Genomic DNA, 25,819 nt, shown 5'->3' on the forward strand with positions numbered 1-25,819 from the left:
GAGGTGCGCGCTCAGGTCAAGCGGCTGTCCATAGGAAAAGGGCCGGAGCAATGCCCCGGCCCTTCCACCTGCGACGAACCTGACCTTAGTAAGGGCGGGTCTTCGTCTTCGTTTTGGTCTTCGTCTGGGTCACGCCATCGGGCGACATGGTGGTCGTCTTCTGCGTGGTCGTGGCATTACCGGCCGCATCGACCGCGGGCGACGTCACCGTCGTGCTGCTTGCCGCCCCCGTCGCGTCCGGCGTGCTCGTCACGGTCGTCGAGGTATTACCCGATACCGGATCCGGCGCGGTCGTCACCGTGGTCGACTGGGGTGCCGCCGACGGATCGGCAGGCACGGTCGTGGTCGTGGTGCTCGTAGCCTGAGCCAGCACGGCGGCTGGCGTCAAAGCAACGGCGGCGGCGATCATCAAAGTACGCATCGTCTCTCCGTCCATTTCCTGTTTAGACGGGATATAAACGCGTTACGGAGAGGATCGACGCTCGCAAGGGCCTGCGGATGCACTCGGTTCGTCGCGCCGGAGCCGTTCCGATCGACCGATGAATGCAAATCGGCTCAGTAGACCCGCGCCTTGGGCTTGATATAATCGATATCGTCGGTGAGCGTGTAATCATGCACGGGACGATAATCGAGCGTCACGGCGCCCTTGTCGAACCACGAAATCGTGTGCTTCATCCACTCGTCGTCATGCCGCTCGGGATAATCCTCGTGCATGTGCGCGCCGCGGCTTTCCTTGCGATTGGCAGCCGAGTGCATCGTTACCACCGCCTGCGGCAGCATATTGTCGAGCTCCAGCGTCTCGATCAGATCGGTGTTCCAGATCAGCGAACGATCCTGGATGCCGACATCCTGCAGGGTAGCGTAGCAATTATCGATCTTCTCCAGCCCCTCGCGCAGCAGCTCGGTGTCGCGGAACACGGCGCAATGCTTCTGCATCGTGCGCTGCATGTTGAGCCGGATCGCGGCGGTCGGCGTGCTGCCGGCAGCGTTGCGATAATGATCGAGTCGGGCGAGCGCCTTGTCGTCGGCCGCGGTGACGACCGGGCCATGCTTGCTATTGGGCTGGACCAGCTCGGCGATGCGGAAGCCGGTGGCGCGGCCGAACACGACCAGATCGATCAGGCTGTTCGAGCCTAGGCGGTTGGCGCCGTGGACCGAGACGCAGGCCGCCTCGCCGACTGCGAACAGGCCCGGCACGACCGCATCGGGATTGCCGTCCTTCAGCGTCACGACTTCGCCATGATAGTTACAGGGAACGCCGCCCATATTGTAATGGACGGTCGGCGTGACAGGCAGCGGCTGGCGGGTGAGATCGACGCCGGCGAAGATCTTGCCGGTCTCGGTAATGCCGGGCAGGCGCTCGGCCAGCACCTTCGGATCGATATGGTCGAGGTGCAGGTAGATATAATCGCCATGCTCGCCGACGCCGCGCCCTTCGCGCATCTCCATCGCCATCGAGCGGGAGACGACGTCGCGGCTGGCCAGATCCTTGGCGCTGGGGGCGTAGCGTTCCATGAAACGCTCGCCATTGGCGTTGGTGAGGTAACCGCCCTCGCCGCGCGCGCCTTCGGTGATCAGCACGCCCGCGCCGTAGATGCCGGTCGGGTGGAACTGGACGAATTCCATGTCCTGTAGCGGCAAGCCCGCACGCAGCACCATCCCGCCGCCGTCGCCGGTGCAAGTGTGTGCCGAGGTGGCCGAAAAATAGGTGCGCCCTGATCCGCCCGTCGCCAGCACGGTCGCGTGCGATCGGAAGCGGTGGATGGTGCCATCCTCCATGCATAGCGCGATCACGCCCTTGCAGGCGCCGTCTTCCATGATCAGATCGAGCGCAAAATATTCGACGAAGAAGTCGGCATCATACTTCAGGCTCTGCTGATAGAGCGCGTGGAGCATGGCGTGGCCGGTGCGGTCGGCGGCGGCGCAGGTGCGCTGGACTGGCGGGCCCGCGCCCATATTCTGCATGTGGCCGCCGAACGGACGCTGGTAGATCGTACCGTTTTCGTTGCGGCTGAACGGCACGCCGGCATGTTCGAGCTCGATCACGGCGGCGGGTGCCTCGCGCACCATATATTCGATCGCATCCTGATCGCCGAGCCAGTCCGATCCCTTGACGGTATCGTACATGTGCCAAGTCCAGTGATCGGGCGTGTTGTTGCCGAGGCTGGCGGCAATTCCGCCCTGTGCGGCCACGGTGTGGCTGCGCGTCGGGAAGACCTTGGTGATGCAGGCTGTCTTCAGCCCCTTTTCGGCGCAGCCCATCGTGGCGCGCAGGCCCGATCCGCCGGCTCCCACGACCACCGCGTCATAGACATGGTCGACGATTTTGTAGGCTTCGGCCATTACGAACCAGCTCCGGGCAGCAGGGCGACCTTGAGGATCGCAAAGATGGCGAGCGCGGCGCCGCCGATCGCGTAGAAGTTGAGGAACACCAGCGCGACGACGCGGGTGAAATCGTGCTGATAATCCTCGATCACCACCTGCAGTCCAAGGCGCAGGTGGTAAAAGACCGAGATGGTGGCGAGAATGAGCGGAACGCTGACCCATGGGCTGGAGAGCCACATCACCATCGCGCGATAATCGTGGAGCGGGAGGCGGAAGAGCGAGGCGACCGCCCAGGTCACGAGCAGCAGGTTCGCGCCCGCCGTCAGCCGCTGGTGCCACCAATGATGCGTGCCGCTATGCGCCGATCCCAGACCGCGCACCCGGCCGATGCCGGTTCCGTTACCCATCAGTTTGTCCTCACGAACATTGGCACCCAGATCGCCAAGGTCACCAGCACCGAAACGACGAAGGTCAGGATTGCGCCCAGCCGGTTGCGGCCCAGTTCATAGCCGGCACCCGTATCGAGCAGCAGGTGGCGCACCCCCGAGCAGAGATGCTGCAGGAAAGACCATGTAAGCCCGATCAGGATGATCGCGGGAAGCCAGGTAAGCTTGCCGGTCTGTTCCGACGTCACGAAGCCGACGAAGCGGGTGTAGGATGCCTCGCCACCGGCCAGCGCGGTCAACCACCACACGAACAGGATGCCACCCCCGATCGCGCAGGCGACCCCGGTTGCACGGTGAATGATGGAGACCGCCATTTGCGGCGACCATTTCCAGATAGTGAGATGGGGCGACAGAGGCCGCCCGGGATTGCGCGCCATGGCTCGTGCCTGACCCCCGGTGGAGAGAATGAGCCCCTTTAGCCCAAAGATGCCGCCATGCAACGTGTGGCCTGCGTGCGGAGGGGATAAACGGGCCATTTACCTTTCGCCGCTAGGCTCGGTGGGCGATCGACAGAAAAGCCGGGGAGGCTGCAAGCGCGCCGATGGACGATTATTTCATGGTTCCCCTTCCGCCCGAGGCGCTTGTACCCATGCCGCCCGAAGAGGTGTCGTGCCGCCTTGCCGCTTATAATGCCGGCGATGCTCTGGCGACCGATATCGCGTTTTTGTGGGGCCATGCCGAGTCCATCATCATGTCGACCGCGCGCGAGATGTGGCGCGGCCTGGCCGAAGCCGGATCCTATAGGGACGGCGACGAGGTCAGGCCGACCGCGCTTCCGGCGCAACAATTGCTGGCTCGCGTCGAGCAGATAACGCGTGCGAAATATACGACTCCGATCGATGCAAAGTGGATCAATCTGGTTGGTCTGCCCGGTCGCGAAATGTTTGCTACCGGCATCTCGGTACCAACCGTCGTTGATGGGCTGGCGGTTCATTCGGCATTGCTGGTCAAGAATGTCCGCGAAGCGTTCATCGATGATCAACCGATGCTGGGCCGGCTGGTCGATACGATCCAGCGCATGGCGTGCGTCGAAATCGAGATCATCCTCGCCCAGCTTTCGATGCTGGAGAAGAATCGCATCGCCAGCCAGCGTGCCGAAGCGGGCGAGCGTTTTCAGCGGCAGGTGATCGCGATTCTCCAGGGCGCGGTCAGCGATGCCGGTGCGCTTCAGAATCGCACCGCTTCCACTGCCGCATCGGCGCGCGGCATGCTGGGCAAGGCCTCCGAAGTGGCGGCCGCATCCGAACAATCGGCCTTGGCGATGCGCGAGGCGGCGCAGACCGCCGCCGGCCTGATCCGCGCGATCGAGGAGGCCCGCCGCGAAGTCGAAACCGCCGCCCAGGTGGCGGTGCGCGCGGGCGAGCAATCCGACAAGGCAGTCAGCGTCAGCCGCGCGCTGTCCGATCATGCGCTGGCGATCGAATCGATTCTGGGGCTGATCCGCGACATCGCCGGCCAAACCAACCTGCTCGCGCTCAACGCCACGATCGAGGCGGCGCGCGCGGGTGATGCCGGGCGCGGGTTCGCCGTGGTGGCGCAGGAGGTGAAGAGCCTCGCCAACCAGACGGCGCGCGCGACGGACGACATCGCCGCCAAGATCGGCGCGATCCAGGGCGCGGCACGCCTGACGGTCGAGGCCAATGGCACGATCCGCACCACGATCGGCGACGTCCAATCGTCGGCCGAGCGTATCCGTCGCGCGATGGAAACGCAGGCGCAGACAGTGACGATGATCACCGCAGCGGTCGATGAGACCGCGCTCGCGGCGGATGCAATGTCGACCACCATCGCGGCGATCCGCCTGGATACCGAGCAGGTGGCGCGCGATATCGACGAACTCGAATCCGGTTTCCGCTCAGTCGACCGTCAACTGGCGGAGTTGGACGCCACGACCGGCGATTTCATCGAACGCTTTGCAGCGTAACCGCGCAAGGCGATCCTCACGCGTCCTCCAGCAGCCCCAGCTTCTCCAGTAACGCCGTGTTGAAGGCCGGGATATCGTCGGGCTTGCGGCTCGTAATGAGGTTGTCGTCCACCACCACCTCACGATCGATTACGGTAGCGCCGGCATGGCTCAGATCGGCCCGGATCGAGGGCCAGGATGTGACCGTGCGGCCGTCGATCGCATCCGCCTCCGCCAGCAGCCATGGGCCGTGGCAGATCGCCGCGACCGGTTTTCCCGCACTCATGAAATCCCGCACCAGCCGGATCGCCGCCGGCTCCATCCGTAGCCGATCGGGGTTGGCGACGCCGCCCGGGATAAGAAGGGCGTCGTAATCGTTGGCATCCACGTCGGTCAGGAGAGCATCGGGCTTGATCGTGTCGCCCTTCTCCTGATGCTGCATGCCCTGGATCGGCTCGAAACCGATGCTCGCCAGGGTCACGTCGGCGCCGGCGTCCAGCAAGGCCTGGCGCGGATCGAACAATTCGGCCTGCTCGAAGCCGTTGGTGGCGATGATCAGGACCTTGGGGGTGTCGGACATTCGGGGGCACTCCTTGGGAGAATTCCCCAGGCCAACCCCGCGTGCGGACCGCTGTTCCGTCCCGGGCGCGGAGCCGTGCCGCATCCGCGCCCGTTTGAATTCATGCCTTGCCGAGCAATGCCTCGGCCTGGTCGAGCACGTCGGAGAAGGCCTTGATCAACGTCTGGTATGGCGTAGGGGTCGCCATATCGAGCCCGGCCTTCCTGAGGATGGCGTAACCGTAATCCGATCCGCCCGCGCGTAGCACCGAGAGGTAATTGTCACGCTCCTTCGCCCCGCCATGCAGCACCTGCTGGGCGAAGTAGGTTGCCGCCGTGATCGATGTCGCGTACTGGAAGACGTAGAAGCCGTAGAAATAATGCTGAATGTAGGTCCACTCGATCCCGTAGAGAGGATCCATCACGAAATGGGGGCCGTGGTATTTCTTCAACAGGGCAAGGTTGATTTCGGTCATCTTCGCGCCTGACAAGCCCTCACCCTTTTCGGCCAGATCGTGGATCGCGAGCTGGAATTCGGCGAACATCGCCTGGCGGAAGAAGGTGCCGCGGAAATTCTCCATCATCTGGCCGAGGATGAAGAGCTTCTCGTCCTTCGTCCTGGCATTCTTGAGCATGTAATCGGCCAGGAACGCCTCGTGCGCGGTCGATGCGATTTCGGCAGTGAAGGTCGGGTAGTTGGCCGTCTCCCAGGGCTGCGCCTTGTTGGCGAGCAGCGAGTGCATCGCATGGCCCCATTCGTGCGCGTAGGTGGTGAGGCCGTCATATTTGTCGCTGAGGTTCAGCAGCAGATAGGGGTGCACCTCATAGGCGCCGGGATTCATGTAGGCGCCCGATTGCTTGCCGGGGCGCGGGCGCGGATCCATCCACTTGGCGGCGGTCACCTTGCTGAACTCGGCGCCATAGTCGGCGCCGAGGGGCTTGACCGCCTCGATCGTCAGGGTGCGCATCTCGGCCAGGCTGAAGCTGCGGTCCAGCTTCACGAGGCTCGGATAGATATCGTAATAAGCGATGTCGGGCAGGCCCAGCATGCGCCGCCGCAGATCGAAGTAACGATGGAGGACCGGCAGGCCCTTGTTGGTCTCCGCAATCAGCGTGCGATAGACCGCCTCGGGGATGTTCGGCCCGGACAAGGCCGCGTCGAGCGCGCTCGGATATTTGCGCGCCTTGGCCGTGAACATCTCGCCCTTGACCTGGCTGGCCAAAGCCGTCCCGAGCGAGTTTTCGAATCCTTTGTAGCTAGTCCAGAACTGGTCGAACACCAGTTTGCGGTCGGCGCGATTGGGTGCCGCGCGGTGGATCGTATAGCCCTGGTCGTCGAGACGCGCCTTGGTGCCGTCCGACAGGGTCACCTCCGGGCGCGGAATATCCGACGAGACGAGCTGGACGCGGATATCGCCGGGCCCCGCCAGCGGCGATCCGGTGCCGGCGAGGATCGCCTCGCTCTCGGGCGAGAGCGTGTGCGCCGCCTGGCGGAGCTGATCCTCCAGCTGGAGCCTGAACTTGGCGAGCGCTGGATCGGCCTTGAGGAAGCCCTCGATCTTCGCCTGGCCGATCGTCAGGATCTCGGGGCCCATCCACGATCCAGCCTCGCTATAGGCGGTGGCGAGGTCGGTGACCTTTTGCGAGCGCTCCTGATTGGCCGAGACGCGCAGATCCTCGTCGCGCTTGAGGCTGGCATAGGCATAGAGGCGCGAGACCTTGAGGCCGATGTCGGACTGGAGCTGGAGTGCGGCCCTGAGCGTCGCAGCGCTCTCGCCGAGCTTGCCCTTGTAGGCTGCGATCTGCGGCAGGCGCGCGGCGATCGCGGCGCGCTCGGCCTCCCACGCGGCATCGCTGGGATAGATGTCGGTCAGGTCCCAGGCGGCGGCACCGGCAGCCGGGGCATCGGCATCGGCAGCGGCGGCGCCACCGGCCAAGGCGAGCGCGCTGATCGCGGCGGCGGTTACCATGGCGTCGCGGCGGGTAATTTCGGTCATTCAGATCGTCCCTCGGTAACGAAAAGATCGGCCCCTTTCTTGGGGGGGGCGTTGCCAGCGGCATACACAGGTAGTGCACCGATGCACAAACCGCGTTCCGGAAACGGTCGGTCGATCCCGCAAGGCCGGCGGATGCGCTCATATCCGTCGGGGCAATTGCCGATCGTTCCGGCTTCGCGCAATATCGGGCAGGGCTGGCGGGGATTCGGCGTGGCGGATACGGTTCGGCATAAGATAAGGTTCGGGCTGGCGGCATGGATCACGCTGGTTTTGTGCGGTTTTGGGGTTTCAGCCTGCCATCGCGCTGCGCGGGACGCGAAGGCGCAACAGGCCGCCGCGCGCAAGGCAGGCGCGATGGAGCGGATCATCGTCCTGCCCGACAGCGCGATCGCGGTGCAGCGCGGATCGCCAGAGGAGCAGCTTGCCGATTACCTCGCCTCCGATGCGCCGGCGCCACGCACCTTCCGCTTCCAGGGCAACGAATATGAATCCTGGTCGTCCAAACCCAACGAGCCGACCCTGCGGCGCATATTTTTGATGACGCAGATTCTGCGCGCCTATCCGCACGCCAAGGTCAGGTTGGTGGGCTATACCGACAATGACGGTACCGCCGCGCAAAACCTGACGCTCGCCACCGATCGGGTCGACAAGATGGCCGAGATTTTGGTCCACGGTGGCGTGCGGCCGAGCCGGATCGAGACGGTCGGCAAGGGCGCGGTCGATTTCATCGGCGATAATGCGACGCCGGAGGGGCGCGCCCGCAACCGCCGTATCGAGCTGACCGTCACCGCGAAATAAGTGCGAACGCGATTCGTTTCGCATCTGTTGTACGTTTCGGGCACGGTCCACATCGCGGACTGAATATTGCTGAAATTTCAGGCAATCACGTCCCGCCGTGCCCCCTTTGCGGGCAATCGCGCACGACTTGTCAGGGTTCGTCCGGCGCCCGCTTGCGCGGGCTCGGCTGGCACGCTTATTGAAGGCAACGGCCGGAGCGGCCGGGGAGGGCGGCATGAAGAAGATCGAAGCCATCATTAAGCCGTTCAAGCTCGACGAGGTGAAGGAAGCGCTTCACGACGTCGGCGTCAGCGGCATCACCGTCACCGAAGCCCGCGGCTTCGGCCGCCAGAAGGGGCATACCGAACTGTATCGCGGCGCCGAATATGTCGTCGATTTCCTGCCCAAGGTGAAGCTGGAGGTCGTCGTCGACGATCCGCTCGCCGAGCGCGTGGTCGAGGCGATCCAGAATGCGGCGCAGACCGGTCGCATCGGCGACGGCAAGATTTTCGTCACGACCATCGACACGGTCGTGCGCATTCGTACCGGAGAGAGGGATGCCGACGCGGTCTAGACCCCGCGCCAAAGGCTTTTAGCGCGGCCAACGAGCCGCATCAGGATTTCACGGGGAAGGGCATTTCCATGGCGAATAAGGCGTCCGACGTTCTCAAGCTTATCAAGGACAAGGAGATCGAGTGGGTCGATCTTCGCTTCACCGATCCCAAGGGCAAGTGGCAGCATCTGACCATGGTGGCGGGCGTCGTCGGTGAGGACGAGCTCAACGATGGCTTCATGTTCGACGGTTCGTCGATCGACGGCTGGAAGGCCATCAACGAATCCGACATGATCCTCCAGCCCGATCTGGATGCGGTGTGGGTCGATCCCTTTTCCGCGACCCCGATGCTGATCCTCGTATGCGACATCGTCGAGCCTTCGACCGGCGAGCTTTATGCCCGCGATCCGCGCTCGACCGCCAAGCGCGCCGAAGCCTATGTCAAGACGCTCGGCATCGGTGACACCGTCTATGTCGGCCCCGAAGCCGAATTCTTCATGTTCGACAACGTCACCTTCGATACGACCTACAACGAGTCGTATTTCAAGATCGACGATGTCGAGCTGCCGACCAACACCGGCAAGGAATATGAGGCCGGCAATCTGGCTCACCGTCCGCGCGCGAAGGGCGGCTATTTCCCGGTCGCGCCGGTCGACTCGGCCGTCGACATCCGCGCCGAGATGGTTTCGACCATGCTGGAAATGGGCCTGCCGTGCGACAAGCATCACCACGAAGTGGCGGCCGCCCAGCACGAGCTCGGCCTCACCTTCGGCACGCTCGTCACCACTGCCGATCGCATGCAGATCTACAAGTATGTCGTGTGGAACGTGGCGCAGGCCTATGGCAAGACCGTAACCTTCATGCCGAAGCCGATCGCCAAGGATAACGGCTCGGGCATGCACACCCACATGTCGATCTGGGATGGCGGCACGCCGCTGTTCGCTGGCAACGGCTATGCCGGCCTGTCCGACATGTGCCTCTATTTCATCGGCGGCGTGATCAAGCATGCCAAGTCGCTGAACGCCTTCACCAACCCGACCACCAACAGCTACAAGCGCCTGGTGCCGGGCTACGAAGCCCCCGTTTTGCTCGCTTATTCGGCGCGCAACCGTTCGGCGTCGTGCCGCATCCCCTACGGTGCCGGCACCAAGGCGAAGCGCGTCGAGTTCCGTTTCCCCGACGCGATGGCCAATCCGTACCTCTGCTATGCAGCGCTGCTGATGGCCGGCCTCGATGGTATCGAGAACAAGATCCATCCCGGCGAGGCGATGGACAAGAACCTCTATGATCTTCCGCCGGAAGAGCTGGCGCAGGTCCCGACCGTCTGCGCGTCGCTGCGCGAGGCGCTCGACAGCCTGGCCGCCGATCATGCCTACCTCACCAAGGGCGGCGTGTTCACCGAGGACCAGATCGAGAGCTACATGGAACTCAAGTGGCCCGACGTCGCCCGCTGGGAAATGACGCCGGCTCCGGTCGAGTTCGACATGTATTATTCCTACTGATCCCTCCGGATCAGCGGATTGGAAGACGCCCGCGGAGCGATCCGCGGGCGTTTTTTTGTGCGCTAGTGCTCGTCCGGTCGGGCGAACAGTCCGACGCCCCACGGCGGCCTGGCCTGCGCGCCGCCAACCTGGCAATTTGTCCCCATGACGTCATTGTTCGCTCGCCCGCGCGCAGGCTATGCCGCCAACACCGCCATCCCGCTTCTGCAATGATCTTACATTACCGGCAGAGCATGCGGGGTCGGGTCAGGAGAGATCGATAAAAATATCGCATCGATCATGTGAAAATATAGCATCTTATTCACTGACGTATTTTCGGCCATTCATTCGCCAACGCAATCGAGCGTGGTTTGCAGGAGACACGGCATGGCTTTCATCACCACCCAGGACGGTACGCAGATCTTCTACAAGGATTGGGGTTCGAAGGACGCGCAGCCGATCGTGTTCCATCATGGCTGGCCGCTCTCGGCCGACGATTGGGATGCCCAGATGATGTTCTTCCTCGAGAAGGGTTATCGCGTGATCGCGCATGACCGCCGCGGCCACGGGCGCTCGAGCCAGACCGATACCGGCAACGAGATGGATACCTATGCCGCAGATGTGGCGGAACTGACCGACGCGCTCGATCTCAAGGACGCGGTCCATATCGGCCATTCGACCGGCGGCGGCGAAGTCGTGCACTATGTGGCGCGCGCCAAGCCCGGCCGCGTCGCCAAGGCGGTGCTGATCGGTGCAGTGCCGCCGATCATGGTCAAGAACGAGGCCAATCCGGGCGGCCTGCCGATCGAGGTATTCGACGGTTTCCGCACCGCGCAGATTGCGAACCGCGCCCAATTCTTCCTCGATATCGCCAGCGGGCCTTTCTACGGCTTCAACCGGCCCAATGCGCAGGTGTCCGAAGGCGTGATCCGCAATTGGTGGCGCCAGGGCATGATGGGCGGCACCAAGGCGCATTATGATTGCATCAAGGCTTTCTCCGAAACCGACTTCACTGAGGATCTGAAGGCGATCACGGTGCCGACCCTGGTGCTCCATGGCGAGGATGATCAGATCGTGCCGATTGCCAATTCCGCCCTGCTATCGATCAAATTGCTGCAGAACGGCACGCTCAAGACCTATCCGGGCTTCCCGCACGGCATGGCGACGACTCATGCCGACGTCATCAACCCCGAACTGCTCGCCTTCATCGAGGGCTGATCGCATGAGAGCGCCGGGGCGGATACGCTCCGGCGCTTTACAAATCCCCGCCCACGGTCATGTTGCCGCGCAACAGACCGGGGAAAATCATGATCGCGCGTATTGCTCTTGCCGTCTCGCTCGTTGCTGCGCCCGTGCTTGCCGAAACGCGCGGCGATATGTGGTGGGGGCATATTCGGGCGATCGCGTCCGATGAGATGCGCGGCCGGCTCACCGGCTCCGAAGATTACCTGCGCGCAGCCGATTATGTGATCCGCCAAGCCAAGGCGCTGGGGCTCCAGCCCGCCGGCGTCGACGGCTATTTCCAGCCGGTCGCCTTCACAGAGCAGAAGGTGCTGCAAAGCGAGGCGCGGGCCACTTTATCGGGGCCGAACGGCGTCACGGCACTGGTGGCCCCGCGCGATCTGATCATTTCGGGCGGCGGCGGCCCCGCACCCGACATGGTCGACGCGCCGCTCGTCTTTGCGGGCTATGGTCTGCACATACCCGATGCCGGTTATGACGATTTCGCCGGGCTTGATGTGAAGGGAAAGATCGTCGTGGTGGTGGGCGGCGGGCCGGCCGATATATCGGGAGCGCTCAAGTCGGATGCGCGCTCGGCACGCTCCAGATATCTGGCCGAGCAGGGCGCAGTCGGCATCATTTCGCTGACCACGACGAAGCAGATCGAAATTCCGTGGGAGCGGCGCATGCTGATCGCCTCGCAGCCGGCCATGTACCTCACCGACAGTAGCCTCCGCCCGGTCAAAGTACCCTTCTTCGCGGCGCAGTTCGAAACGGCCAAATCCGATCTGCTCTTCGCCGGGTCGGGCCACGATTTCGCTGAGGTTTCCGCGCTGGCGGATGCTTCGAAACCGGTGCCGCGCTTCGATCTCACGCCGCGGTTCAAGGCAAGCGTGGTGGCCAACCGGCGCCCATTGGTCTCGCCCAACATCGTCGCGCGCATGCCCGGAAGCGATCGGAAGCTGAAGAGCGAATATGTCGTCGTCTCGGCACACCTCGATGGTCTCGGCGTCGGCGAGCCGATCAACGGCGATACGATCTACAACGGGGCGATGGACGATGGCTCGGGCGTCGCCAACCTACTCGAGATCGCGGCAAAGCTCCGTGCCGACAAGGTGAAGCCGAAGAGATCGATCCTGTTCGTATTCGTCACTGCCGAGGAAAAGGGCCTGCTGGGCTCGCATTATTTCGCCGAGCGGCCGACCGTACCCAAGGCCTCGATCGTCGCCGATCTTAATTTCGATATGCCCTTGCCCCTGTGGAAGCTGACCGGGGTCACCGTGCTCGGCGCCGACGAGAGCAGTCTGGGCGACGTCGCCGCCGCCGTCGCCAAGGCGCGCGGGTTGGCGCTGACGCCCGATCCCTTGCCCGATCGCAACAGCTTCACGCGATCGGATCAATATAGCTTCATCCGCGCCGGTATTCCCTCGGTCGCGTTCAAGTTCGGCTTCGCGCTCGGCACGCCCGAGGAGAAGATCGAACGGATCTGGCGCACCACGCGCTACCATGCGCCGTCCGACGATATCGACCAGCCGGTCGAGAAAGAAGAAGCGGTGAAGCTCAACGATTTCGTCGCCGATATGGCATTGCGCGTTGCCAACGGCGTGAAGCGCCCCGCCTGGCATGAGACGAGCTTCTTCAAGCGTTTCGCGAAGCCTTAGGTTTGGCCGCGATCTGCCCTTTGATCATGGTCAAAGCCTGAGCCGCACGACGCCATAAACATCTCGCATCGATGTAAGGAGATGCGAGATGGGCCATTCGATCGGTGACATCATTCTTTATTGCAGCATAGCGGGCGCGGTGCTGTTTCTGGCGACGCTCGGCTTCGTCTCGGCCGAGGAGCTTCGACGCCGCTGATCGTCTACTTGATCGGCACCGGGCGGGCCGCCATGTGCGGGGTGAATCACGCAAGGCCCGCCTCATGTATCAGTTCGACGTCGCTGCCGGGGACAAAGCCGGACTCTACCGCGATTTGTTGTCAGCACTCGACGGCCTGACCGCGGATGAGCCGGATGCTATCGCCAACATGGCGAACGCGGCGGCTTTGCTGTGGGAGTATCTGCCCGATCTCAATTGGGCGGGTTTCTATCGCAACATCGGCGGCGAGCTTGTGTTGGGGCCGTTCCAGGGCAAGGCGGCCTGCATCCGCATCGCGTTCGGATCGGGCGTATGCGGTGCGGCAGCGGCCACGCGCGAAACCCAGTTGGTCGAGGATGTGCATGCCTTTCCGGGGCACATCGCCTGCGATGCGGCATCGGCATCCGAGCTGGTGGTTCCGATCGTGGTGGGCGGGCGGCTGATCGGCGTGCTGGATCTCGATAGCCCCTTGCCGGCCCGATTCGACGCCGAGGATCGTAAGGGATGTGAGGCGCTGGTGGCGTTGCTGGGGCCGCGGATCCTCTAATCCTTCCCGTGCCGGGGAAAATTTTCAGCGGGCCGCCAAGATTCCCGCGCTCAGCAAGATCAGCAACTTGACGTCCATGATCATGCCCTCGTGGCGCTTATGCGCGACGAAGTCCGCGATGCTGTCCAGTGGCACACGATGCACCGTAATCCCTTCGCCTTCCACGCCGCCGCCGTCGCCGACGCGCACCAGTCCGGTTGCCCGCACCAGAGTAAAGGTCTCCGACACCATGCCCGGCGACGATGCGAAGCGTCCGATCACCTCGACCTGGTTGGCGCGGTAGCCGGTCTCCTCCTCCAGCTCACGCGCCGCCGCGATCTCGATCGCCTCGCCTTCGCTCTCATCACCGACCAGTCCGGCTGGCAGCTCCAGGCATGGCCCGCCGAGCGGGACGCGATATTGCTCCACCAGCAGCACGTCGCCGTCGACGATCGCGAGGATCACCGCGGCGCCGATGCCGCGCGCGCGGCCGACATATTCCCAGTTCGCCCATTTGCGGACGGTGATGAACTTGCCCTGCCACATGATCTCGGGCGCACCCGGGGGATTGCTCACAATTCGATCAACCTGTCGGGCAGTTCGTTGGGGTCGCTTCCGGTATAGGGAAAATGCTCGGCCAACACGGCGCCGATCCGCTCGACCGCGGCGGCGATGCCGTCACCGGGCCGGTTGTCCTTGAGCGCCGCGATCAGCGCAGCCATCGCCTCGCCCCACGCTTCCTGCGGTGCGCGGCTGTGAATGGCGGCGTCGGCCACGATCTCGGCGCGATGTTCGGCCAGGCTCAAATAGAGCAGGACGCCGGTCTTGCTGAGCGTGCGTTGCTCGGTGCCGGTGCGGAACAGCATCAGGGCGCGACGGCGCACCCGGCGCGTCTCGATGGCGGCGGGCGTCAGGACCGTGCGGATCGCCGCGATGCGGAAAACCGCCCAGGCGATCAGGAACAGGCAGGCGGTCTCGATCGTCAGCAGGGTGAGCATGAAGCGCAAAGTCGGCTCCTCCCACCCACCGGTCAGCAGCTTGGCCCCCGATTCGAGCACCCCGGGCCAGGCAGCCGACACCGCCAGCGGCAACAGTGCCACCAGAGCGGCGGCGACGAACACGACGTCGCCGTAGGAATCGGATGACGCCGCGACGATCGTGCTGATCTCGCCATCGGTCTTCGCTTCGGCGGCTTTGATAGCAGCAGCTACCTTGGCCCGATCTTCCGGCTTCATGTGCATCACCAGCTCCCCGACGCGCCACCGCCGCCGCCCGATCCACCGCCGCCGCCGGTGAAGCCACCGCCACCCCAGCCGCCACCACCGTCGTCGCTGCCACCGCCGCCGCCGAAGCCCGATCCCCAGGAACCGCCGCCACGGTGGTTGGAGCGGGAAAGGTCATCGACGATTTCGCTCGCCGCCCACAGCCAGATCGGCCAGTTGCTGCTCGATTGGCGATAGGCGGCCCCGCGTCCCGATCGGCGCAGGCCGGCCACCAATATGATCCCGCCGATGATGACGAGCCAGAAGATCACCGCGACCGGTGCGGCGCCTTGGCCGTTGCGGCGTTTGTGCGCGGCATCATAGGCCTTGACCGCCTCGGCTACCTTGGCCTTGGCCAGATCGTCGGGCAGGCTCAATTGCTGGACGAGCGCGTCGGTGCCCGCGACGATCCCGCCGGGCATGTCGCCCGCCTTGAACGCGGGGACGATGCGCGTCTGGATGATCACGCTCGACAGCGCGTCGGTCAGCACCGGCTCGAGGCCGTAGCCGACCTCGATCCGGACCTTGTGCTCCTTGGGCGCGACGATCAGGATCGCGCCATTGTCGGCGCCCTTGAGGCCCACGCCCCACTTGCGGATCAACTGATTGCCGTAGTCGGCGATCTCGTAGCCCTGCAGATCTGGGATGGTGGCCACGACCAGCTGGCGATTCGTCTGCTGCTGCAGCGCTTCCAGCTTGGCTTCGAGCGCCGCTTTCTGGTCGGCGGGGAGTATGCCGGCGGCGTCGGTGACAAGGCCGGTGAACTGCGGGAAGGTTGGGGCTGCTTCAGCGGTCGGCGCGAGAAACGCCAACAGAAGTGAAAGGAACGGCCACAAGCGGCGCATCGTCATTGTCCTGCTGTTTCGAGCGGTGCGGCTGCATTCAACCGTGCGATGATCGCATTTGCGCCGGCGTTAATGCCGCCGGCGAAATTGCCTTTGGTAAAGGCCGGTAGCATCAGATCCCGAATGATCGCTGCACAGCGCGGATCGGTCAGCGTCGCCTCCAGTCCATATCCAACCTCGATCCGCACCTTATGGTCTTTTGGCGCGACAAGGATGACGACCCCGTCATCGTAATGCTTCCGCCCAACGCCCGAGGTGCGGAAGAGGCGTAGCGAGTAATCGTTGATCGGCAGGCCCTGAAGGCTTGAGACGGTCACGACAGCCAATTGGTGCCGCGTGCGTTTCTGAAGATTCGCCAGAGCATGATCCAGCCGTGCCTCGTCGCCAGACGGAAGGATGTTTGCCTGGTCGACGACGAAATTGGTGAACGTCGGAAAGCTCTGTGCGGATGCGGGCACCGTGACGAACAACGCCAACGCCCATGACAAAGCGCGGATGGCCCGCTTTAGAGCATCCCGGCCAAAGCCGGGATACCTGTCATGAGCGTCGATGCCCATGATCGTCAGAAACTGACCGTCGGCGCGGTCTGGGCGTTGGGGGTCGTGGCTTCGAAGGTCGACATCGGCTTGGCGCCGTAGAACACCTTGGCGCCGATCGAACTCGGGAAGGTACGGATCAGCGTGTTGTAGCTCTGCACCGCGCTGTTGTAATCGCGTCGCGCGATCGTGATCCGGTTTTCGGTGCCTTCCAGCTGCGACTGCAGCGCCAGGAAGTTGGTGTTGGACTTCAGGTCCGGATAATTTTCCGTGACCGAAAGCAGCCTGCCGAGCGCCTGGCTCAGCTGGCCTTGCGCCGCACCGAACTGCTGGAGCTTGGCCGGATCTTTCAGATCGTCCGCCTTGACCTGGATCGAAGTTGCCTTGGCACGCGCCTCGGTCACGCCGACCAGTACGGACTGCTCCTGTTTCGCATAGCCCTTCACCGTCGCGACGAGATTGGGGACCAGATCGGCGCGGCGCTGATATTCGTTCTGCACGTCGGCCCAGCGCGCCTTCGCGGTCTCGTCGGCGGCAGGAATTGTGTTGAGGCCGCAACCCCCGAGCGCCAGTGCGGCCACCGGGGCGAGCAGGGCAGGGGACAGACGGGTCAGGCGCGACATGGTGGGTTTCTCCGCAAACGGTCGAGGACTGGCGTCTTACTCGTGCAAGACAGTCGGCGCAATCGGGGTTGATCGCGATCGTTCCAGGGATGACAAGCGTTGCAGCAGAAGGAGGTTCCCATGTTCAAGGAATTCAGGGCGTTCATCATGCGCGGCAACGTGCTCGATCTCGCCGTCGCCGTGATTATCGGCGCCGCGTTCGGCAAGATCGTTACCAGCCTGACCGACGACGTGATCATGCCGGTGATCGGCAAGCTTTCGGGCGGCCTCGATTTCTCCAGCCATTTCATTCGCCTGGGCGATATCCCGGCCGATTATAAGGGCTCTCTCACCAGCTATGCCGATCTCAAGAAGGCCGGCGTGCCGCTGCTCGGTTATGGTGAGTTCATCACGCAGGCGGTCAATTTCCTGATCGTCGCCTTCATCATCTTCCTGCTCGTTCGCGCGGTGAACAAGGCGATGACGCTCGGTGCCAGGCGTGCCGCGGCGGAGGTCGCTGCCCCACCGCCCGAATCGGCGGACGTCATCCTGCTGCGCGAGATCCGCGACGAATTGCGCGCCCGCGGCCGGCAATAACGGAATCGGGATGGCACCCTTCACAGCGCCGTCCGGCCTGCCTATATCCGCCGTGCCGGCTTCGGCCGGATATGGCGATAAATTGCATTGTGTTTGGCGCAGCGGACCCGGGGGCGGTACCCGGCGGCTCCACCATAACCCGCTCCGCAAGGGCGGGCTCTGATGGGGCCGAACTAGGATCGACGTGTGTACGGGCATTCTGTTTTCGCCCGGGCTGAGTAACCCGTAAAAGGCTCAAAACTACAAGTGCCAACGATAACGAGGCGCTCGCGATTGCTGCGTAATCACGGCCTAACGGCTTAGATTACAAAGCTTGAACGCGGTTCGGGCCGAACCGGGCAACAGAATCGGATTCCGGCGGTACGGGGAGCACCGAGCAACAGAAGCTCCCCACTTTCATTCGTCGAACCAGCCTGAAACGACCCGTGCGCCGCGCCGCGCGGGGCGCTATGGCCTGCTCAAACCAGATCGGGAGAGAGCAATGCTGAAACTCTACAGCTTCGGGCCGGGCGCCAATTCGCTCAAGCCCCTGCTGACCCTCTACGAGAAGGGCGTGCCGTTCGAGGTCGTCCGCCTCAACCCGGCAAAGTTCGAGCATCATGAGGATTGGTTCAAGGCGATCAATCCGCGCGGCCAGGTGCCGGCGCTGGAGCATGACGGCCGGATCATCACCGAAAGCACCGTCATCTGCGAATATGTCGAGGATATCTTCCCCGATGCGGGCACGAAGTTGCGCCCCGACGATCCGTTCGAGCGCGCGAACATGCGAATCTGGACCAAGTGGGTCGACGAATATTTCTGCTGGTGCGTATCCACGATCGGCTGGGAGCGGATGATCAAGCATATGGCGCGCCAGCTGACCGACGAGCAGTTCGAGGAGCAGGTCAAGCGCATTCCGGTGCCCGAGCAGCAGACCAAATGGCGCAACGCCCGCAACGGCTTCCCGCAGGATGTGCTGGACGAGGAGATGCGCAAGATCGCGGTTTCGGTGAAGCGACTGGAGGAGCGACTGAAGGATCATGAATGGCTGATCGACAGCGGCTATTCGCTCGCCGACATTTGCAATTTCGCGATCGCCAACGGGATGCAGAACGGTTTCCCCGAACTGGTCAACAAGACCGACACGCCGGGATTGCTGGCATGGATCGCACGCATCAATGCACGGCCCGCAGCCGTGAAGATGTTCGCGGAGGTCCCGCGCGAGTTGCTGCCGCAGGCAAAAGCTTAAACGGCGCCCACATCCTGAACATGTGTAACGTTTCTTGAAACCTTCTACCAACCGTAAATCTCTGCCCAAAACCTCCGAGAGGGTGCAAGGGAGAGCGGATATCGACGCGTGATCGACGCGCGGGGCGGATGATGGGGAAGCGGCATGCCAACGGGAGCGGTTTTGAAAATGGTGCGGGACGCCGGTGCTGTGGCGATGTTGCTCGTACTGGCTGCCTGTTCGAAACCCGGCGGAACAGTGGAGCAGCAGGCGCAGAACGAGCAAGCGGCAAACGCCACCCAGGCCGCCGACGATGCCGGCCCGATGATCCCGGCGGAAAAGGCCGCGCGCGCGGCCGCGTCGGGGGCCAATGACAACGCCCCTTATTATCTGAAACTCCAGCTCAAGGAATTCATGCCGCACGTCATGCAATATGCCGGCGACGGCATCTGGAAACGGCAGGGCTTCATCACCGACAAGACGGGCGAACATTCGCTCTTCCCCAAGAACGACAGGGAATGGGAAGATGCCGAAAGCGCCGCGCGCACGCTGGCCGAGGTTACCAACGTGCTGCTGATTCCCGGCCGCCGCGTTCCCGATCCCAATTGGGACAAGGCCGTACTGGAAGTGCGCAAGGTCGCGCTCCAGGCTGCTGACGCGGCGGAAAGAAAGGATCAGGATGCCTGGTTCAAGGCGGGCAGCGATCTCGATGAGGCGTGCAACGTCTGTCACAAGCAGTTCGATCCGACCTTCAAGCCCGGCGGCCGCTAATCGGGGTCAAACCCGCCCTGCGCTGCTGACGCCACGGTTCGATCGCGCTATCGCAGGCGCGAGCAGAGTTGGAGGGCAGCATATGACGGCGGAGATCATCGACGGACGGGCACTCGCGCGCCGGGTGGTGGAGCAGGTGAAGGCCGAAATGGCCTCGCTGCCGCGTCTGCCCGGCCTGGCGGTGATCCTGGCGGGCGACGATCCGGCCAGCCACGTCTACGTCAACAGCAAGATCAAGCGTGCGCGCGACGTCGGCTTCAACGCCGAGGTGAAGATGCTTCCCGCCGGCGTGAGCGAGGAGGAGGTGCTGGCGCAGGTCGCAGCATTTAACGAGCGCGACGATATCGACGGCATCCTCGTCCAGCTGCCGCTGCCGCCGCAGGTCAACACCTTGCGCGTGATGGCGGCGGTCGATCCGATGAAGGATGTCGACGGGCTGCACGCGCTCAATGCGGGCCGGCTGCTCCAGGGGAATGACGCCTTGATCCCCTGTACGCCGCTCGGCTGCCTCAAGATCATCAAGTCGATCGTCCCCGATCTCACCGGTAGTCATGCGGTCGTGATCGGCAGTTCGAACATCGTCGGCAAGCCGATGGCGTCCCTGCTGCTCGAGGAGCGCGCGACCGTCACCACGACCCACATCCATACGCGCGACACCCAATTCATCTGCCGCGGTGCCGACATATTGGTGAGCGCGGTCGGCAAGCCCGGGCTGGTGCGCGGCAGCTGGATCAAGCCGCGCGCGATCGTGATCGATGTCGGCATCAACCGCATCACCCGGCCCGACGGCACGACGCGGCTCGTCGGCGACGTCGAATTCGACGAGGCGCGCGAAGTGGCGGGCGCGCTCACCCCCGTACCGGGTGGCGTCGGCCCGATGACGATCGCCTGCCTGATGGAGAATACGCTCAAGGCTGCACGGATGCGGATCGAGGTGCAGCGGGTCGCCCAAGCGGCCTGAGCCCCGCGGGTATGGCGGGGCCGCCTTGAGGGGCGGTGCCATGCCGCTGTCGGACGCCCCTCCACTACGCTGCTATGCAGCGCGGTCCTTCTCGCCGTGCTGCGGCGGATTGAGGTCCGTCCGATTTGTCTCCACGATGCCGTAGCTCTCCGGCCACGCCCTGGGCGCATGCAGCGTGCCGAACAGCCGATCCATCACCGGCAACGTCGATGCATAGTTACGGTTGATCGGCCCTTCGCGCACATGGTGCCAATGGTGGAAGCGCGGGCTGGCGATCAGATGCTCGAGCGGGCCCAGCCGCCAGCGGACATTGGCATGGAGGAAGAAGCCCCACACCGTGCCGAACAGCAGGAAGATGATCACCGGCAGGCTGTCCTTACCCGCACCGCGCCCGGCCAGCCCGAGCAGGACGATCGGCACCAGCCCGCACAGCCGGCCGAAGACCATGTCGATCGGATGGGCGCGGGTGTTGATCAGCCAGTCGAGCCGCTCGGGACGATGATGGACCGCATGGAAGCGCCACAGGAAGGGGATTTCGTGGCTCCAGCGGTGGCCCCAATAGAAACCGATCTCGCCGACCACGAAGGCCACCACCATCTTCAGCCACAAAGGCCAGGCGTCGACCCAATCGTAATAAGCGGCCGGCACGATCCGGTGCGACACGGCGATCACCAGTGCCATCGGCAGGCTGAGCAGGAAGGCGGGCAGCAGGCTGCTCAGGAAATAGAAGCCCAGATCTTCGAGCAGGGCGGCCCGCGACCGCGGCTTGCGGGCGTGAAGCGCGAACAGGCGTTCGATCGGCACGAAGATGACGGCCAGGATCACCAGCCACAGGCAGAGGCGGACCAGATCGACGATCAGCGCTTGAACGGCATGCATGGAGGCAGTCTAGCACGAACCTGTTAAAAAAGACGGGCGCCCGTTTCGGGGCGCCCGCCGTTTGATTTACGCGAGCGCGCTCAGGCGGCGACCACCGCGCGACGACGGCGCATCGCGCCACCCAACGCGCCGAAGCCGACGATCATCAGGCCCCAGCTGGCCGGCTCGGGCACGGCCGACATGCTCACGCCGTCGAGGAACGAGATTGGCGGGGCGCCGCCGGGCGTGCCCTTGGCGAAGAAAGGTCAGGACCTGCGACGTCGCGGTGGCGGTGAAGGTCATGGTCTGAGCCTGCCACGGGCCGACGCCACCCTGCGGGAGCGAATAGAGGCTCGAGAGATACGTCTCGCTGCCGAAGCTGACCTGCCATTGCTCCGTGGTCGGGCCGGTGAAGTTAAGCTGCTGGCCGGCCGCCTGATAGAAGGAGAGCTTGTACTGCTGACCGACCGTCAAGCCGTCGATCGTCTGATAGATCGCGCCAGAATAGTTGGGATCGCCATCGGCCTCGACGAAATTGCCGCCGTCCGGGCTGGTCGCCGGGAATGGGCCGTAGACCGTCAGATACTTGCTGGGATCGTCGGCGGTTCCCGGGAAATCGATGAAAGTGAGGTTGGTGCCGCCGCTCCAACCGGCCACCTGGCCGTTGAAATAGGTCTTGTCGGTGGCCGTCGTGCTCTCGAACGAGCCGTTGGCCACCAGATTGGCGATGGGAAGCGGTGTCGCCGAAGCCGGTGCAGCCACCGCAACAAGCGCGGCCGCCGAGCCGAGCAGGAACGCACGTATAGCCATGATAATCACCCCCAAAAGATACCGTTAATTTTTAATTAACGACAGTCCTATGGACCATTGCAGGGGCGTTCGCAACATCCCGATGCGCTTATCAAGGTTAATGGGAATGATCGAAAACGGGAACGAGGCGTAGCAGCTTATGATAGCTGCCTATTTTGACCGGCCTCGCTTTATCACGGCGATGATAGCTTGCAGGGCCTCGTCGGGAGTGGCGCTGGGCTGATTGCAACGCCGCAAAAGTGTTTGTGAAAGATATGTTACTTAGACGAAACAGATCGTGGGCGGCACCGGTGGGACCGGTGCCGCCCACCGATCCAGTAGGATCAGGCGATGACGGCAGTGCGCTTGCGGAAGCGCATCGCGCCGCCGACTGCGCCGAAGCCGACGATCATCATCGCCCAGCTGGCCGGCTCGGGCACTGCGCCCATCGAAACGCTGTCGAGCAGCGAGAAGGGCGGCTCGCCGTTCGGCGTGCCGTGGGCGAGGAAGGAGAGCGTCTCGGTCGCGTTGGTCGCGGTGAAGATGTAGCTCGCGCTCTGCCAGCCGGTGAAGCCATGATCGGCATTGGTCACGGTCGGCGTGGTGAAGCTCTGGTTGCCGAGCGAGACGGTCCAGTTTTCGGTGGTCACGCCGTTATAGCCATATTGCTGCGCACCGGCCCAGTCGAAGCTGACCTTGTACTGCTGGCCGACATTCAGGCCGTTGATCACCTGTGAGATCACCTCGGTCTGGTAGGCGCCGTCGGCGGCGAGGAAGTTGCCGCCCGACGGGCTGGATGCGGTCAGGCCGTTGTTGGCGCCGTTGGCCGGGCCCCACAGCTTCATGTTGCCATATTCGCCGTTGGCGCCGACCGAGTCGGCAGTGCCGGGCTGGAACACGAAATTGTAGCCGGTGGTCGTCCAATAGGTGGCATTGTTCGAGGGATAGAGCGAGCCGATGCCGTACGAACCGTCGGTGCGCGTGGTCTGCTCGAACCCGCCATTCTGCACGAGATTAGCGGCTGGCGAGACGCTCGCGACGGTCAGCGCGATGGCGGCGGCGACGACGGACTTAAGAATGTGAGCCATGATGGTGTTCCCCAGAAAGCTGTCGGGGACGCAATGATCTTGGACGGGCTTTTCGGCGACTGCGGAATTCTACTTATTTTGTTATAATGATAGTTAATACGTTAACCATGATTGTCGAGCGCGCAGCGAAGCTTCGGAAGTACGTGGTGTATTGGTTAACTCCAGCGACGCGACGTGAGCTTAACATCCTGAACGGCGGAAGAAGGCTGTTGAAACAAAAAGGGCGCCCCGCGGGGCGCCCTTTCCGTTTCAGCCGGCTGCGGACAATCAGTCGTCGTCGCGCTGCAGGAAGGCCGGTGCGAATTCGGGCGCCGGTCCCTCTTCGTTGCCGCCTTCGGTGCGCTCGCGGCGCGGGCCCCGATCGCCGCGGCCTTCGCCGCCTTCGCTGCGCTCACGGCGCGGGCCACGATCGCCACCCTCGCGACGACGGTCGCCATCGCGACGCGGGCCGCGATCACCACCACGATCACCGCGGTCGCCCCGCGGACGATCGCCGCCTTCACGCGGTTCGCGTGCTGGACGGGTATCTTCCAACTCGGCGCCAGTCTCCTGATCGACAACGCGCATCGACAGGCGCACCTTGCCGCGCGGATCGATCTCGAGCACCTTGACCTTGACCTCTTGGCCCTCGGTCAGGACGTCGGAGACCTTGGCGACGCGCTCGTTCTTGATCTCGGAGATGTGGACCAGGCCGTCCTTGCCACCCATGAAGTTCACGAACGCGCCGAAATCGACCATGTTCACGACCTTGCCGCTGTAGACCTTGCCTACTTCGGCTTCCTGCGTGATGCCTTCGATCCACTTGCGCGCTGCCTCGATCTTCTCGGGATCGGACGAGCTGATCTTGACCGTGCCATCGTCCTCGATGTCGACCTTGGCGCCGGTGGTGGCGACGATCTCGCGGATCACCTTGCCGCCGGTGCCGATCACTTCGCGGATCTTGTCCTTGGGGACCTGCATCGTCTCGATGCGCGGTGCGTGCGCCGAAAGCTCGGTGCGCGTGCTGTCGAGCGCCTTGGCCATCTCGCCCAGGATATGCGCGCGGCCTTCGTTCGCCTGAGCGAGTGCGACCCGCATGATCTCCTCGGTGATGCCCGCGACCTTGATGTCCATCTGCAGGCTCGTGATGCCCTGGCTGGTGCCGGCCACCTTGAAGTCCATGTCGCCGAGATGATCCTCGTCGCCCAGGATGTCGGACAGGATCGCGAATTCCTTGCCTTCCAGGATCAGGCCCATCGCGATGCCCGAGACCGGGCGCTTCAGCGGCACGCCGGCATCCATCATCGCGAGCGAACCGCCGCACACCGTCGCCATCGACGAAGAGCCGTTGCTCTCGGTGATGTCGGACAGGACGCGGATCGTGTAGGGGAATTCCTCCAGGCTCGGCAGCACCGGATGCAGCGCGCGCCAGGCCAGCTTGCCATGGCCCACTTCACGACGGCCCGGCGCACCGAAGCGGCCGACCTCGCCCACCGAATAAGGCGGGAAGTTATAGTGGAGCAGGAAGCGCTCGTACGACAGGCCGGTCAGGCCGTCGATCATCTGCTCGGCTTCCTTGGTGCCAAGCGTGGTGGAGCAGATCGCCTGCGTTTCGCCTCGCGTGAACAGGGCCGAACCGTGGGTGCGCGGCAGGAAGTGCACCATCGCCTCGATCGGACGGACGGTCTTCGTGTCGCGGCCGTCGATGCGGACGCCTTCCTTGAGGATCTGGGTCCGGACGATGTCGGCCTCGACCTTCTTGGCGAGCTTGCCGATCTTCATCTTCGTGGTGCTGTCGGCGTCGGCAAAAGCCTCCTTCAGCGGCGCCTTGGCAGCGGTGATGGCGGCAACGCGCTCGGCCTTCTTCGTAAGCTTGTAGGCGGAGGCGATGCCCTTGCCGATCAGGTCCTTGACCTGCTTCTTGAGCGCGCTGTCGTCGCTCATTTCCAGATCCCACGGATCCTTCGCAGCCTTTTCGGCGAGATCGATGATCGCGTTGATCACCTTCTGGCTCGCCTTGTGTGCGAACATGACCGCGCCGAGCATGACCTCTTCCGAAAGCTCCTTCGCTTCGGATTCGACCATCATCACGGCATTGCCGGTCGCGGCGACGACGAGCTCGAGCTCGCCGGCCTTCACCTGCTCGTTGGTCGGGTTCAGGATATATTCGCCGTCGACATAGCCGACGCGGGCAGCGCCGATCGGGCCCATGAAGGGCACGCCGGAAATGGTGAGCGCGGCGGACGCGGCAACCATCGCGAGGATGTCGGGCTCGTTCTCGCCGTCATAGCTCAGCACCTGGGCGATAACGTTGATCTCGTTGTAGAAACCCTCGGGGAAGAGGGGGCGGATCGGGCGGTCGATCAAGCGGGAAACCAGGGTTTCCTTCTCGGTCGCGCCGCGCTCGCGCTTGAAGAAGCCGCCGGGGATGCGGCCGGCAGCGCTATATTTTTCCTGATAGTGGACGGTGAGCGGGAAGAAATCCTGCCCTTCCTTGACCGAGCGCGCGGCGGTGACCGCACAGAGCACGACCGTCTCGCCGAGCGTGGCGACGACAGCGCCATCGGCCTGGCGGGCAACGCGGCCCGTTTCGAGCGTCAGCGTCTGGCCGCCCCACTCGATTTCCGTCTTCTTGATATCGAACATTTGCTTTCCTTCACCCGCAGGCCGGATGCCGGCG

Annotated in this window: 27 protein-coding genes and 1 other RNA gene; 13 read left to right on the forward strand and 15 right to left on the reverse strand. The window is 63.7% G+C overall.

Features of this window, described 5'->3' with window-relative positions; genetic code table 11:
• Positions 1-85 precede the first annotated feature (85 nt).
• The 4 genes from AB4Z44_RS21115 to sdhC form a co-directional block, all read right to left on the reverse strand.
• Positions 86-421: a hypothetical protein gene (locus AB4Z44_RS21115; RefSeq protein ID WP_404711616.1), complete on the reverse strand. Its 336-nt coding sequence runs from the start codon at positions 419-421 to the stop codon at positions 86-88.
• Positions 422-555: 134 nt separating this feature from the next.
• On the reverse strand, positions 556-2,343 hold the full coding sequence (sdhA, locus tag AB4Z44_RS21120) for a succinate dehydrogenase flavoprotein subunit (RefSeq protein WP_404711617.1): 1,788 nt from the start codon (positions 2,341-2,343) through the stop codon (positions 556-558).
• Positions 2,343-2,732, reverse strand: coding sequence for a succinate dehydrogenase, hydrophobic membrane anchor protein (sdhD, locus tag AB4Z44_RS21125; protein WP_404711618.1), 390 nt, complete (start codon positions 2,730-2,732; stop codon positions 2,343-2,345). The genes sdhA and sdhD overlap by 1 nt, the downstream gene beginning before the upstream one ends.
• Positions 2,732-3,148: a succinate dehydrogenase, cytochrome b556 subunit gene (sdhC, locus tag AB4Z44_RS21130; protein WP_404711619.1), complete on the reverse strand. Its 417-nt coding sequence runs from the start codon at positions 3,146-3,148 to the stop codon at positions 2,732-2,734. The genes sdhD and sdhC overlap by 1 nt, the downstream gene beginning before the upstream one ends.
• Positions 3,149-3,312: 164 nt before the next feature.
• On the opposite strand from sdhC, the gene AB4Z44_RS21135 reads away from it, so the two are divergent.
• Positions 3,313-4,695, forward strand: coding sequence for a methyl-accepting chemotaxis protein (locus AB4Z44_RS21135; RefSeq protein ID WP_404711620.1), 1,383 nt, complete (start codon positions 3,313-3,315; stop codon positions 4,693-4,695).
• A 16-nt stretch (positions 4,696-4,711) separates the two neighbouring features.
• Here AB4Z44_RS21135 and AB4Z44_RS21140 read toward each other — a convergent pair whose 3' ends face one another.
• Complete coding sequence (locus tag AB4Z44_RS21140) at positions 4,712-5,254, reverse strand: type 1 glutamine amidotransferase domain-containing protein (protein ID WP_404711621.1); 543 nt, start codon at positions 5,252-5,254, stop codon at positions 4,712-4,714.
• Positions 5,255-5,354: 100 nt separating this feature from the next.
• A complete protein-coding gene (locus AB4Z44_RS21145; RefSeq protein WP_404711622.1) occupies positions 5,355-7,229 on the reverse strand; it encodes a M3 family oligoendopeptidase in 1,875 nt (624 codons plus the stop codon).
• A gap of 132 nt (positions 7,230-7,361) precedes the next feature.
• On the opposite strand from AB4Z44_RS21145, the gene AB4Z44_RS21150 reads away from it, so the two are divergent.
• The 6 genes from AB4Z44_RS21150 to AB4Z44_RS21175 all read left to right on the forward strand — a co-directional run bounded on the left by AB4Z44_RS21150 (position 7,362) and on the right by AB4Z44_RS21175 (position 13,665).
• Entirely contained in the window at positions 7,362-8,027 is a 666-nt protein-coding gene (locus tag AB4Z44_RS21150; protein ID WP_404711623.1) for an OmpA family protein, read from the forward strand.
• A 214-nt stretch (positions 8,028-8,241) separates the two neighbouring features.
• Entirely contained in the window at positions 8,242-8,580 is a 339-nt protein-coding gene (locus AB4Z44_RS21155) for a P-II family nitrogen regulator (RefSeq protein WP_404711624.1), read from the forward strand.
• Between the two features lie 68 nt (positions 8,581-8,648).
• Complete coding sequence (glnA, locus tag AB4Z44_RS21160) at positions 8,649-10,061, forward strand: type I glutamate--ammonia ligase (protein ID WP_404711625.1); 1,413 nt, start codon at positions 8,649-8,651, stop codon at positions 10,059-10,061.
• 366 nt (positions 10,062-10,427) lie between these two features.
• A complete protein-coding gene (locus AB4Z44_RS21165; protein ID WP_404711626.1) occupies positions 10,428-11,258 on the forward strand; it encodes an alpha/beta fold hydrolase in 831 nt (276 codons plus the stop codon).
• Positions 11,259-11,347: 89 nt separating this feature from the next.
• Positions 11,348-12,922, forward strand: a complete 1,575-nt coding sequence (locus AB4Z44_RS21170; RefSeq protein WP_404711627.1) for a M28 family metallopeptidase — start codon at positions 11,348-11,350, stop codon at positions 12,920-12,922.
• A gap of 260 nt (positions 12,923-13,182) precedes the next feature.
• Positions 13,183-13,665 (forward strand): GAF domain-containing protein, encoded by a 483-nt coding sequence (locus AB4Z44_RS21175; protein WP_404711628.1) that lies wholly within the window; start codon positions 13,183-13,185, stop codon positions 13,663-13,665.
• A 24-nt stretch (positions 13,666-13,689) separates the two neighbouring features.
• Here AB4Z44_RS21175 and AB4Z44_RS21180 read toward each other — a convergent pair whose 3' ends face one another.
• From AB4Z44_RS21180 to AB4Z44_RS21200, 5 genes are read right to left on the reverse strand one after another with little or no spacing between them, the layout of a single operon-like run.
• On the reverse strand, positions 13,690-14,190 hold the full coding sequence (locus tag AB4Z44_RS21180) for an NUDIX hydrolase (protein ID WP_404714301.1): 501 nt from the start codon (positions 14,188-14,190) through the stop codon (positions 13,690-13,692).
• A gap of 26 nt (positions 14,191-14,216) precedes the next feature.
• On the reverse strand, positions 14,217-14,879 hold the full coding sequence (locus tag AB4Z44_RS21185) for a TPM domain-containing protein (protein ID WP_404711629.1): 663 nt from the start codon (positions 14,877-14,879) through the stop codon (positions 14,217-14,219).
• A 5-nt stretch (positions 14,880-14,884) separates the two neighbouring features.
• Complete coding sequence (locus AB4Z44_RS21190; protein WP_404711630.1) at positions 14,885-15,757, reverse strand: TPM domain-containing protein; 873 nt, start codon at positions 15,755-15,757, stop codon at positions 14,885-14,887.
• A complete protein-coding gene (locus AB4Z44_RS21195; RefSeq protein WP_404711631.1) occupies positions 15,754-16,308 on the reverse strand; it encodes a TPM domain-containing protein in 555 nt (184 codons plus the stop codon). Before AB4Z44_RS21195 ends, AB4Z44_RS21190 begins: the two co-directional genes overlap by 4 nt.
• A gap of 5 nt (positions 16,309-16,313) precedes the next feature.
• Positions 16,314-16,910 carry a LemA family protein gene (locus AB4Z44_RS21200; protein ID WP_404711632.1) on the reverse strand — a complete coding sequence of 199 codons (597 nt, stop codon included), beginning with the start codon at positions 16,908-16,910 and terminating at the stop codon, positions 16,314-16,316.
• 120 nt (positions 16,911-17,030) lie between these two features.
• Here AB4Z44_RS21200 and mscL point away from each other — a divergent pair, with 120 nt between their 5' ends.
• The 5 genes from mscL to AB4Z44_RS21225 all read left to right on the forward strand — a co-directional run bounded on the left by mscL (position 17,031) and on the right by AB4Z44_RS21225 (position 20,425).
• Positions 17,031-17,486 carry a large conductance mechanosensitive channel protein MscL gene (mscL, locus tag AB4Z44_RS21205; RefSeq protein WP_404711633.1) on the forward strand — a complete coding sequence of 152 codons (456 nt, stop codon included), beginning with the start codon at positions 17,031-17,033 and terminating at the stop codon, positions 17,484-17,486.
• Between the two features lie 15 nt (positions 17,487-17,501).
• Positions 17,502-17,843: a transfer-messenger RNA gene (gene ssrA, locus AB4Z44_RS21210) on the forward strand.
• A gap of 124 nt (positions 17,844-17,967) precedes the next feature.
• Positions 17,968-18,714 (forward strand): glutathione S-transferase family protein, encoded by a 747-nt coding sequence (locus AB4Z44_RS21215; RefSeq protein ID WP_404711634.1) that lies wholly within the window; start codon positions 17,968-17,970, stop codon positions 18,712-18,714.
• 168 nt (positions 18,715-18,882) lie between these two features.
• Positions 18,883-19,464, forward strand: coding sequence for a hypothetical protein (locus AB4Z44_RS21220; protein WP_404711635.1), 582 nt, complete (start codon positions 18,883-18,885; stop codon positions 19,462-19,464).
• Positions 19,465-19,546: 82 nt separating this feature from the next.
• Positions 19,547-20,425 carry a bifunctional 5,10-methylenetetrahydrofolate dehydrogenase/5,10-methenyltetrahydrofolate cyclohydrolase gene (locus tag AB4Z44_RS21225; RefSeq protein WP_404711636.1) on the forward strand — a complete coding sequence of 293 codons (879 nt, stop codon included), beginning with the start codon at positions 19,547-19,549 and terminating at the stop codon, positions 20,423-20,425.
• Positions 20,426-20,497: 72 nt separating this feature from the next.
• On the opposite strand, the gene AB4Z44_RS21230 is transcribed toward AB4Z44_RS21225, so the two are convergent.
• Positions 20,498-21,304, reverse strand: coding sequence for a sterol desaturase family protein (locus tag AB4Z44_RS21230; RefSeq protein WP_404711637.1), 807 nt, complete (start codon positions 21,302-21,304; stop codon positions 20,498-20,500).
• 80 nt (positions 21,305-21,384) lie between these two features.
• Positions 21,385-21,486 carry a PEPxxWA-CTERM sorting domain-containing protein gene (locus tag AB4Z44_RS21235; RefSeq protein WP_404711638.1) on the reverse strand — a complete coding sequence of 34 codons (102 nt, stop codon included), beginning with the start codon at positions 21,484-21,486 and terminating at the stop codon, positions 21,385-21,387.
• On the opposite strand from AB4Z44_RS21235, the gene AB4Z44_RS21240 reads away from it, so the two are divergent.
• A complete protein-coding gene (locus AB4Z44_RS21240) occupies positions 21,485-22,132 on the forward strand; it encodes a hypothetical protein (RefSeq protein WP_404711639.1) in 648 nt (215 codons plus the stop codon). The genes AB4Z44_RS21235 and AB4Z44_RS21240 overlap by 2 nt on opposite strands.
• A 284-nt stretch (positions 22,133-22,416) precedes the next feature.
• Here AB4Z44_RS21240 and AB4Z44_RS21245 read toward each other — a convergent pair whose 3' ends face one another.
• Together AB4Z44_RS21245 and pnp are read right to left on the reverse strand one after the other, a co-directional pair.
• On the reverse strand, positions 22,417-23,160 hold the full coding sequence (locus tag AB4Z44_RS21245) for a PEPxxWA-CTERM sorting domain-containing protein (RefSeq protein ID WP_404711640.1): 744 nt from the start codon (positions 23,158-23,160) through the stop codon (positions 22,417-22,419).
• 267 nt (positions 23,161-23,427) lie between these two features.
• Positions 23,428-25,785: a polyribonucleotide nucleotidyltransferase gene (pnp, locus tag AB4Z44_RS21250; RefSeq protein ID WP_404711641.1), complete on the reverse strand. Its 2,358-nt coding sequence runs from the start codon at positions 25,783-25,785 to the stop codon at positions 23,428-23,430.
• Positions 25,786-25,819: the final 34 nt, after the last annotated feature.

The organism is Sphingomonas sp. MMS24-J13 (genome assembly GCF_044905095.1).
Taxonomy (GTDB): Bacteria; Pseudomonadota; Alphaproteobacteria; order Sphingomonadales; family Sphingomonadaceae; genus Sphingomonas_I.

Coding starts and splice junctions, on each gene's coding strand:
- AB4Z44_RS21115 (WP_404711616.1), bottom strand. CDS start 421: ATGCGTACTTTGATGATCGCCGCCGCCGTTGCTTTGACGCCAGCCGCC.
- AB4Z44_RS21165 (WP_404711626.1), top strand. CDS start 10,428: ATGGCTTTCATCACCACCCAGGACGGTACGCAGATCTTCTACAAGGAT.
- sdhD (WP_404711618.1), bottom strand. CDS start 2,732: ATGGGTAACGGAACCGGCATCGGCCGGGTGCGCGGTCTGGGATCGGCG.
- AB4Z44_RS21190 (WP_404711630.1), bottom strand. CDS start 15,757: ATGACGATGCGCCGCTTGTGGCCGTTCCTTTCACTTCTGTTGGCGTTT.
- AB4Z44_RS21145 (WP_404711622.1), bottom strand. CDS start 7,229: ATGACCGAAATTACCCGCCGCGACGCCATGGTAACCGCCGCCGCGATC.
- AB4Z44_RS21175 (WP_404711628.1), top strand. CDS start 13,183: ATGTATCAGTTCGACGTCGCTGCCGGGGACAAAGCCGGACTCTACCGC.
- AB4Z44_RS21240 (WP_404711639.1), top strand. CDS start 21,485: ATGCTCACGCCGTCGAGGAACGAGATTGGCGGGGCGCCGCCGGGCGTG.
- AB4Z44_RS21185 (WP_404711629.1), bottom strand. CDS start 14,879: ATGAAGCCGGAAGATCGGGCCAAGGTAGCTGCTGCTATCAAAGCCGCC.
- AB4Z44_RS21155 (WP_404711624.1), top strand. CDS start 8,242: ATGAAGAAGATCGAAGCCATCATTAAGCCGTTCAAGCTCGACGAGGTG.
- pnp (WP_404711641.1), bottom strand. CDS start 25,785: ATGTTCGATATCAAGAAGACGGAAATCGAGTGGGGCGGCCAGACGCTG.
- sdhA (WP_404711617.1), bottom strand. CDS start 2,343: ATGGCCGAAGCCTACAAAATCGTCGACCATGTCTATGACGCGGTGGTC.
- AB4Z44_RS21245 (WP_404711640.1), bottom strand. CDS start 23,160: ATGGCTCACATTCTTAAGTCCGTCGTCGCCGCCGCCATCGCGCTGACC.
- AB4Z44_RS21170 (WP_404711627.1), top strand. CDS start 11,348: ATGATCGCGCGTATTGCTCTTGCCGTCTCGCTCGTTGCTGCGCCCGTG.
- glnA (WP_404711625.1), top strand. CDS start 8,649: ATGGCGAATAAGGCGTCCGACGTTCTCAAGCTTATCAAGGACAAGGAG.
- AB4Z44_RS21235 (WP_404711638.1), bottom strand. CDS start 21,486: ATGTCGGCCGTGCCCGAGCCGGCCAGCTGGGGCCTGATGATCGTCGGC.
- mscL (WP_404711633.1), top strand. CDS start 17,031: ATGTTCAAGGAATTCAGGGCGTTCATCATGCGCGGCAACGTGCTCGAT.
- AB4Z44_RS21135 (WP_404711620.1), top strand. CDS start 3,313: ATGGACGATTATTTCATGGTTCCCCTTCCGCCCGAGGCGCTTGTACCC.
- AB4Z44_RS21140 (WP_404711621.1), bottom strand. CDS start 5,254: ATGTCCGACACCCCCAAGGTCCTGATCATCGCCACCAACGGCTTCGAG.
- AB4Z44_RS21195 (WP_404711631.1), bottom strand. CDS start 16,308: ATGGGCATCGACGCTCATGACAGGTATCCCGGCTTTGGCCGGGATGCT.
- AB4Z44_RS21180 (WP_404714301.1), bottom strand. CDS start 14,190: ATGTGGCAGGGCAAGTTCATCACCGTCCGCAAATGGGCGAACTGGGAA.
- AB4Z44_RS21220 (WP_404711635.1), top strand. CDS start 18,883: ATGGTGCGGGACGCCGGTGCTGTGGCGATGTTGCTCGTACTGGCTGCC.
- AB4Z44_RS21200 (WP_404711632.1), bottom strand. CDS start 16,910: ATGTCGCGCCTGACCCGTCTGTCCCCTGCCCTGCTCGCCCCGGTGGCC.
- AB4Z44_RS21225 (WP_404711636.1), top strand. CDS start 19,547: ATGACGGCGGAGATCATCGACGGACGGGCACTCGCGCGCCGGGTGGTG.
- sdhC (WP_404711619.1), bottom strand. CDS start 3,148: ATGGCGCGCAATCCCGGGCGGCCTCTGTCGCCCCATCTCACTATCTGG.
- AB4Z44_RS21230 (WP_404711637.1), bottom strand. CDS start 21,304: ATGCATGCCGTTCAAGCGCTGATCGTCGATCTGGTCCGCCTCTGCCTG.
- AB4Z44_RS21215 (WP_404711634.1), top strand. CDS start 17,968: ATGCTGAAACTCTACAGCTTCGGGCCGGGCGCCAATTCGCTCAAGCCC.
- AB4Z44_RS21150 (WP_404711623.1), top strand. CDS start 7,362: ATGCGCTCATATCCGTCGGGGCAATTGCCGATCGTTCCGGCTTCGCGC.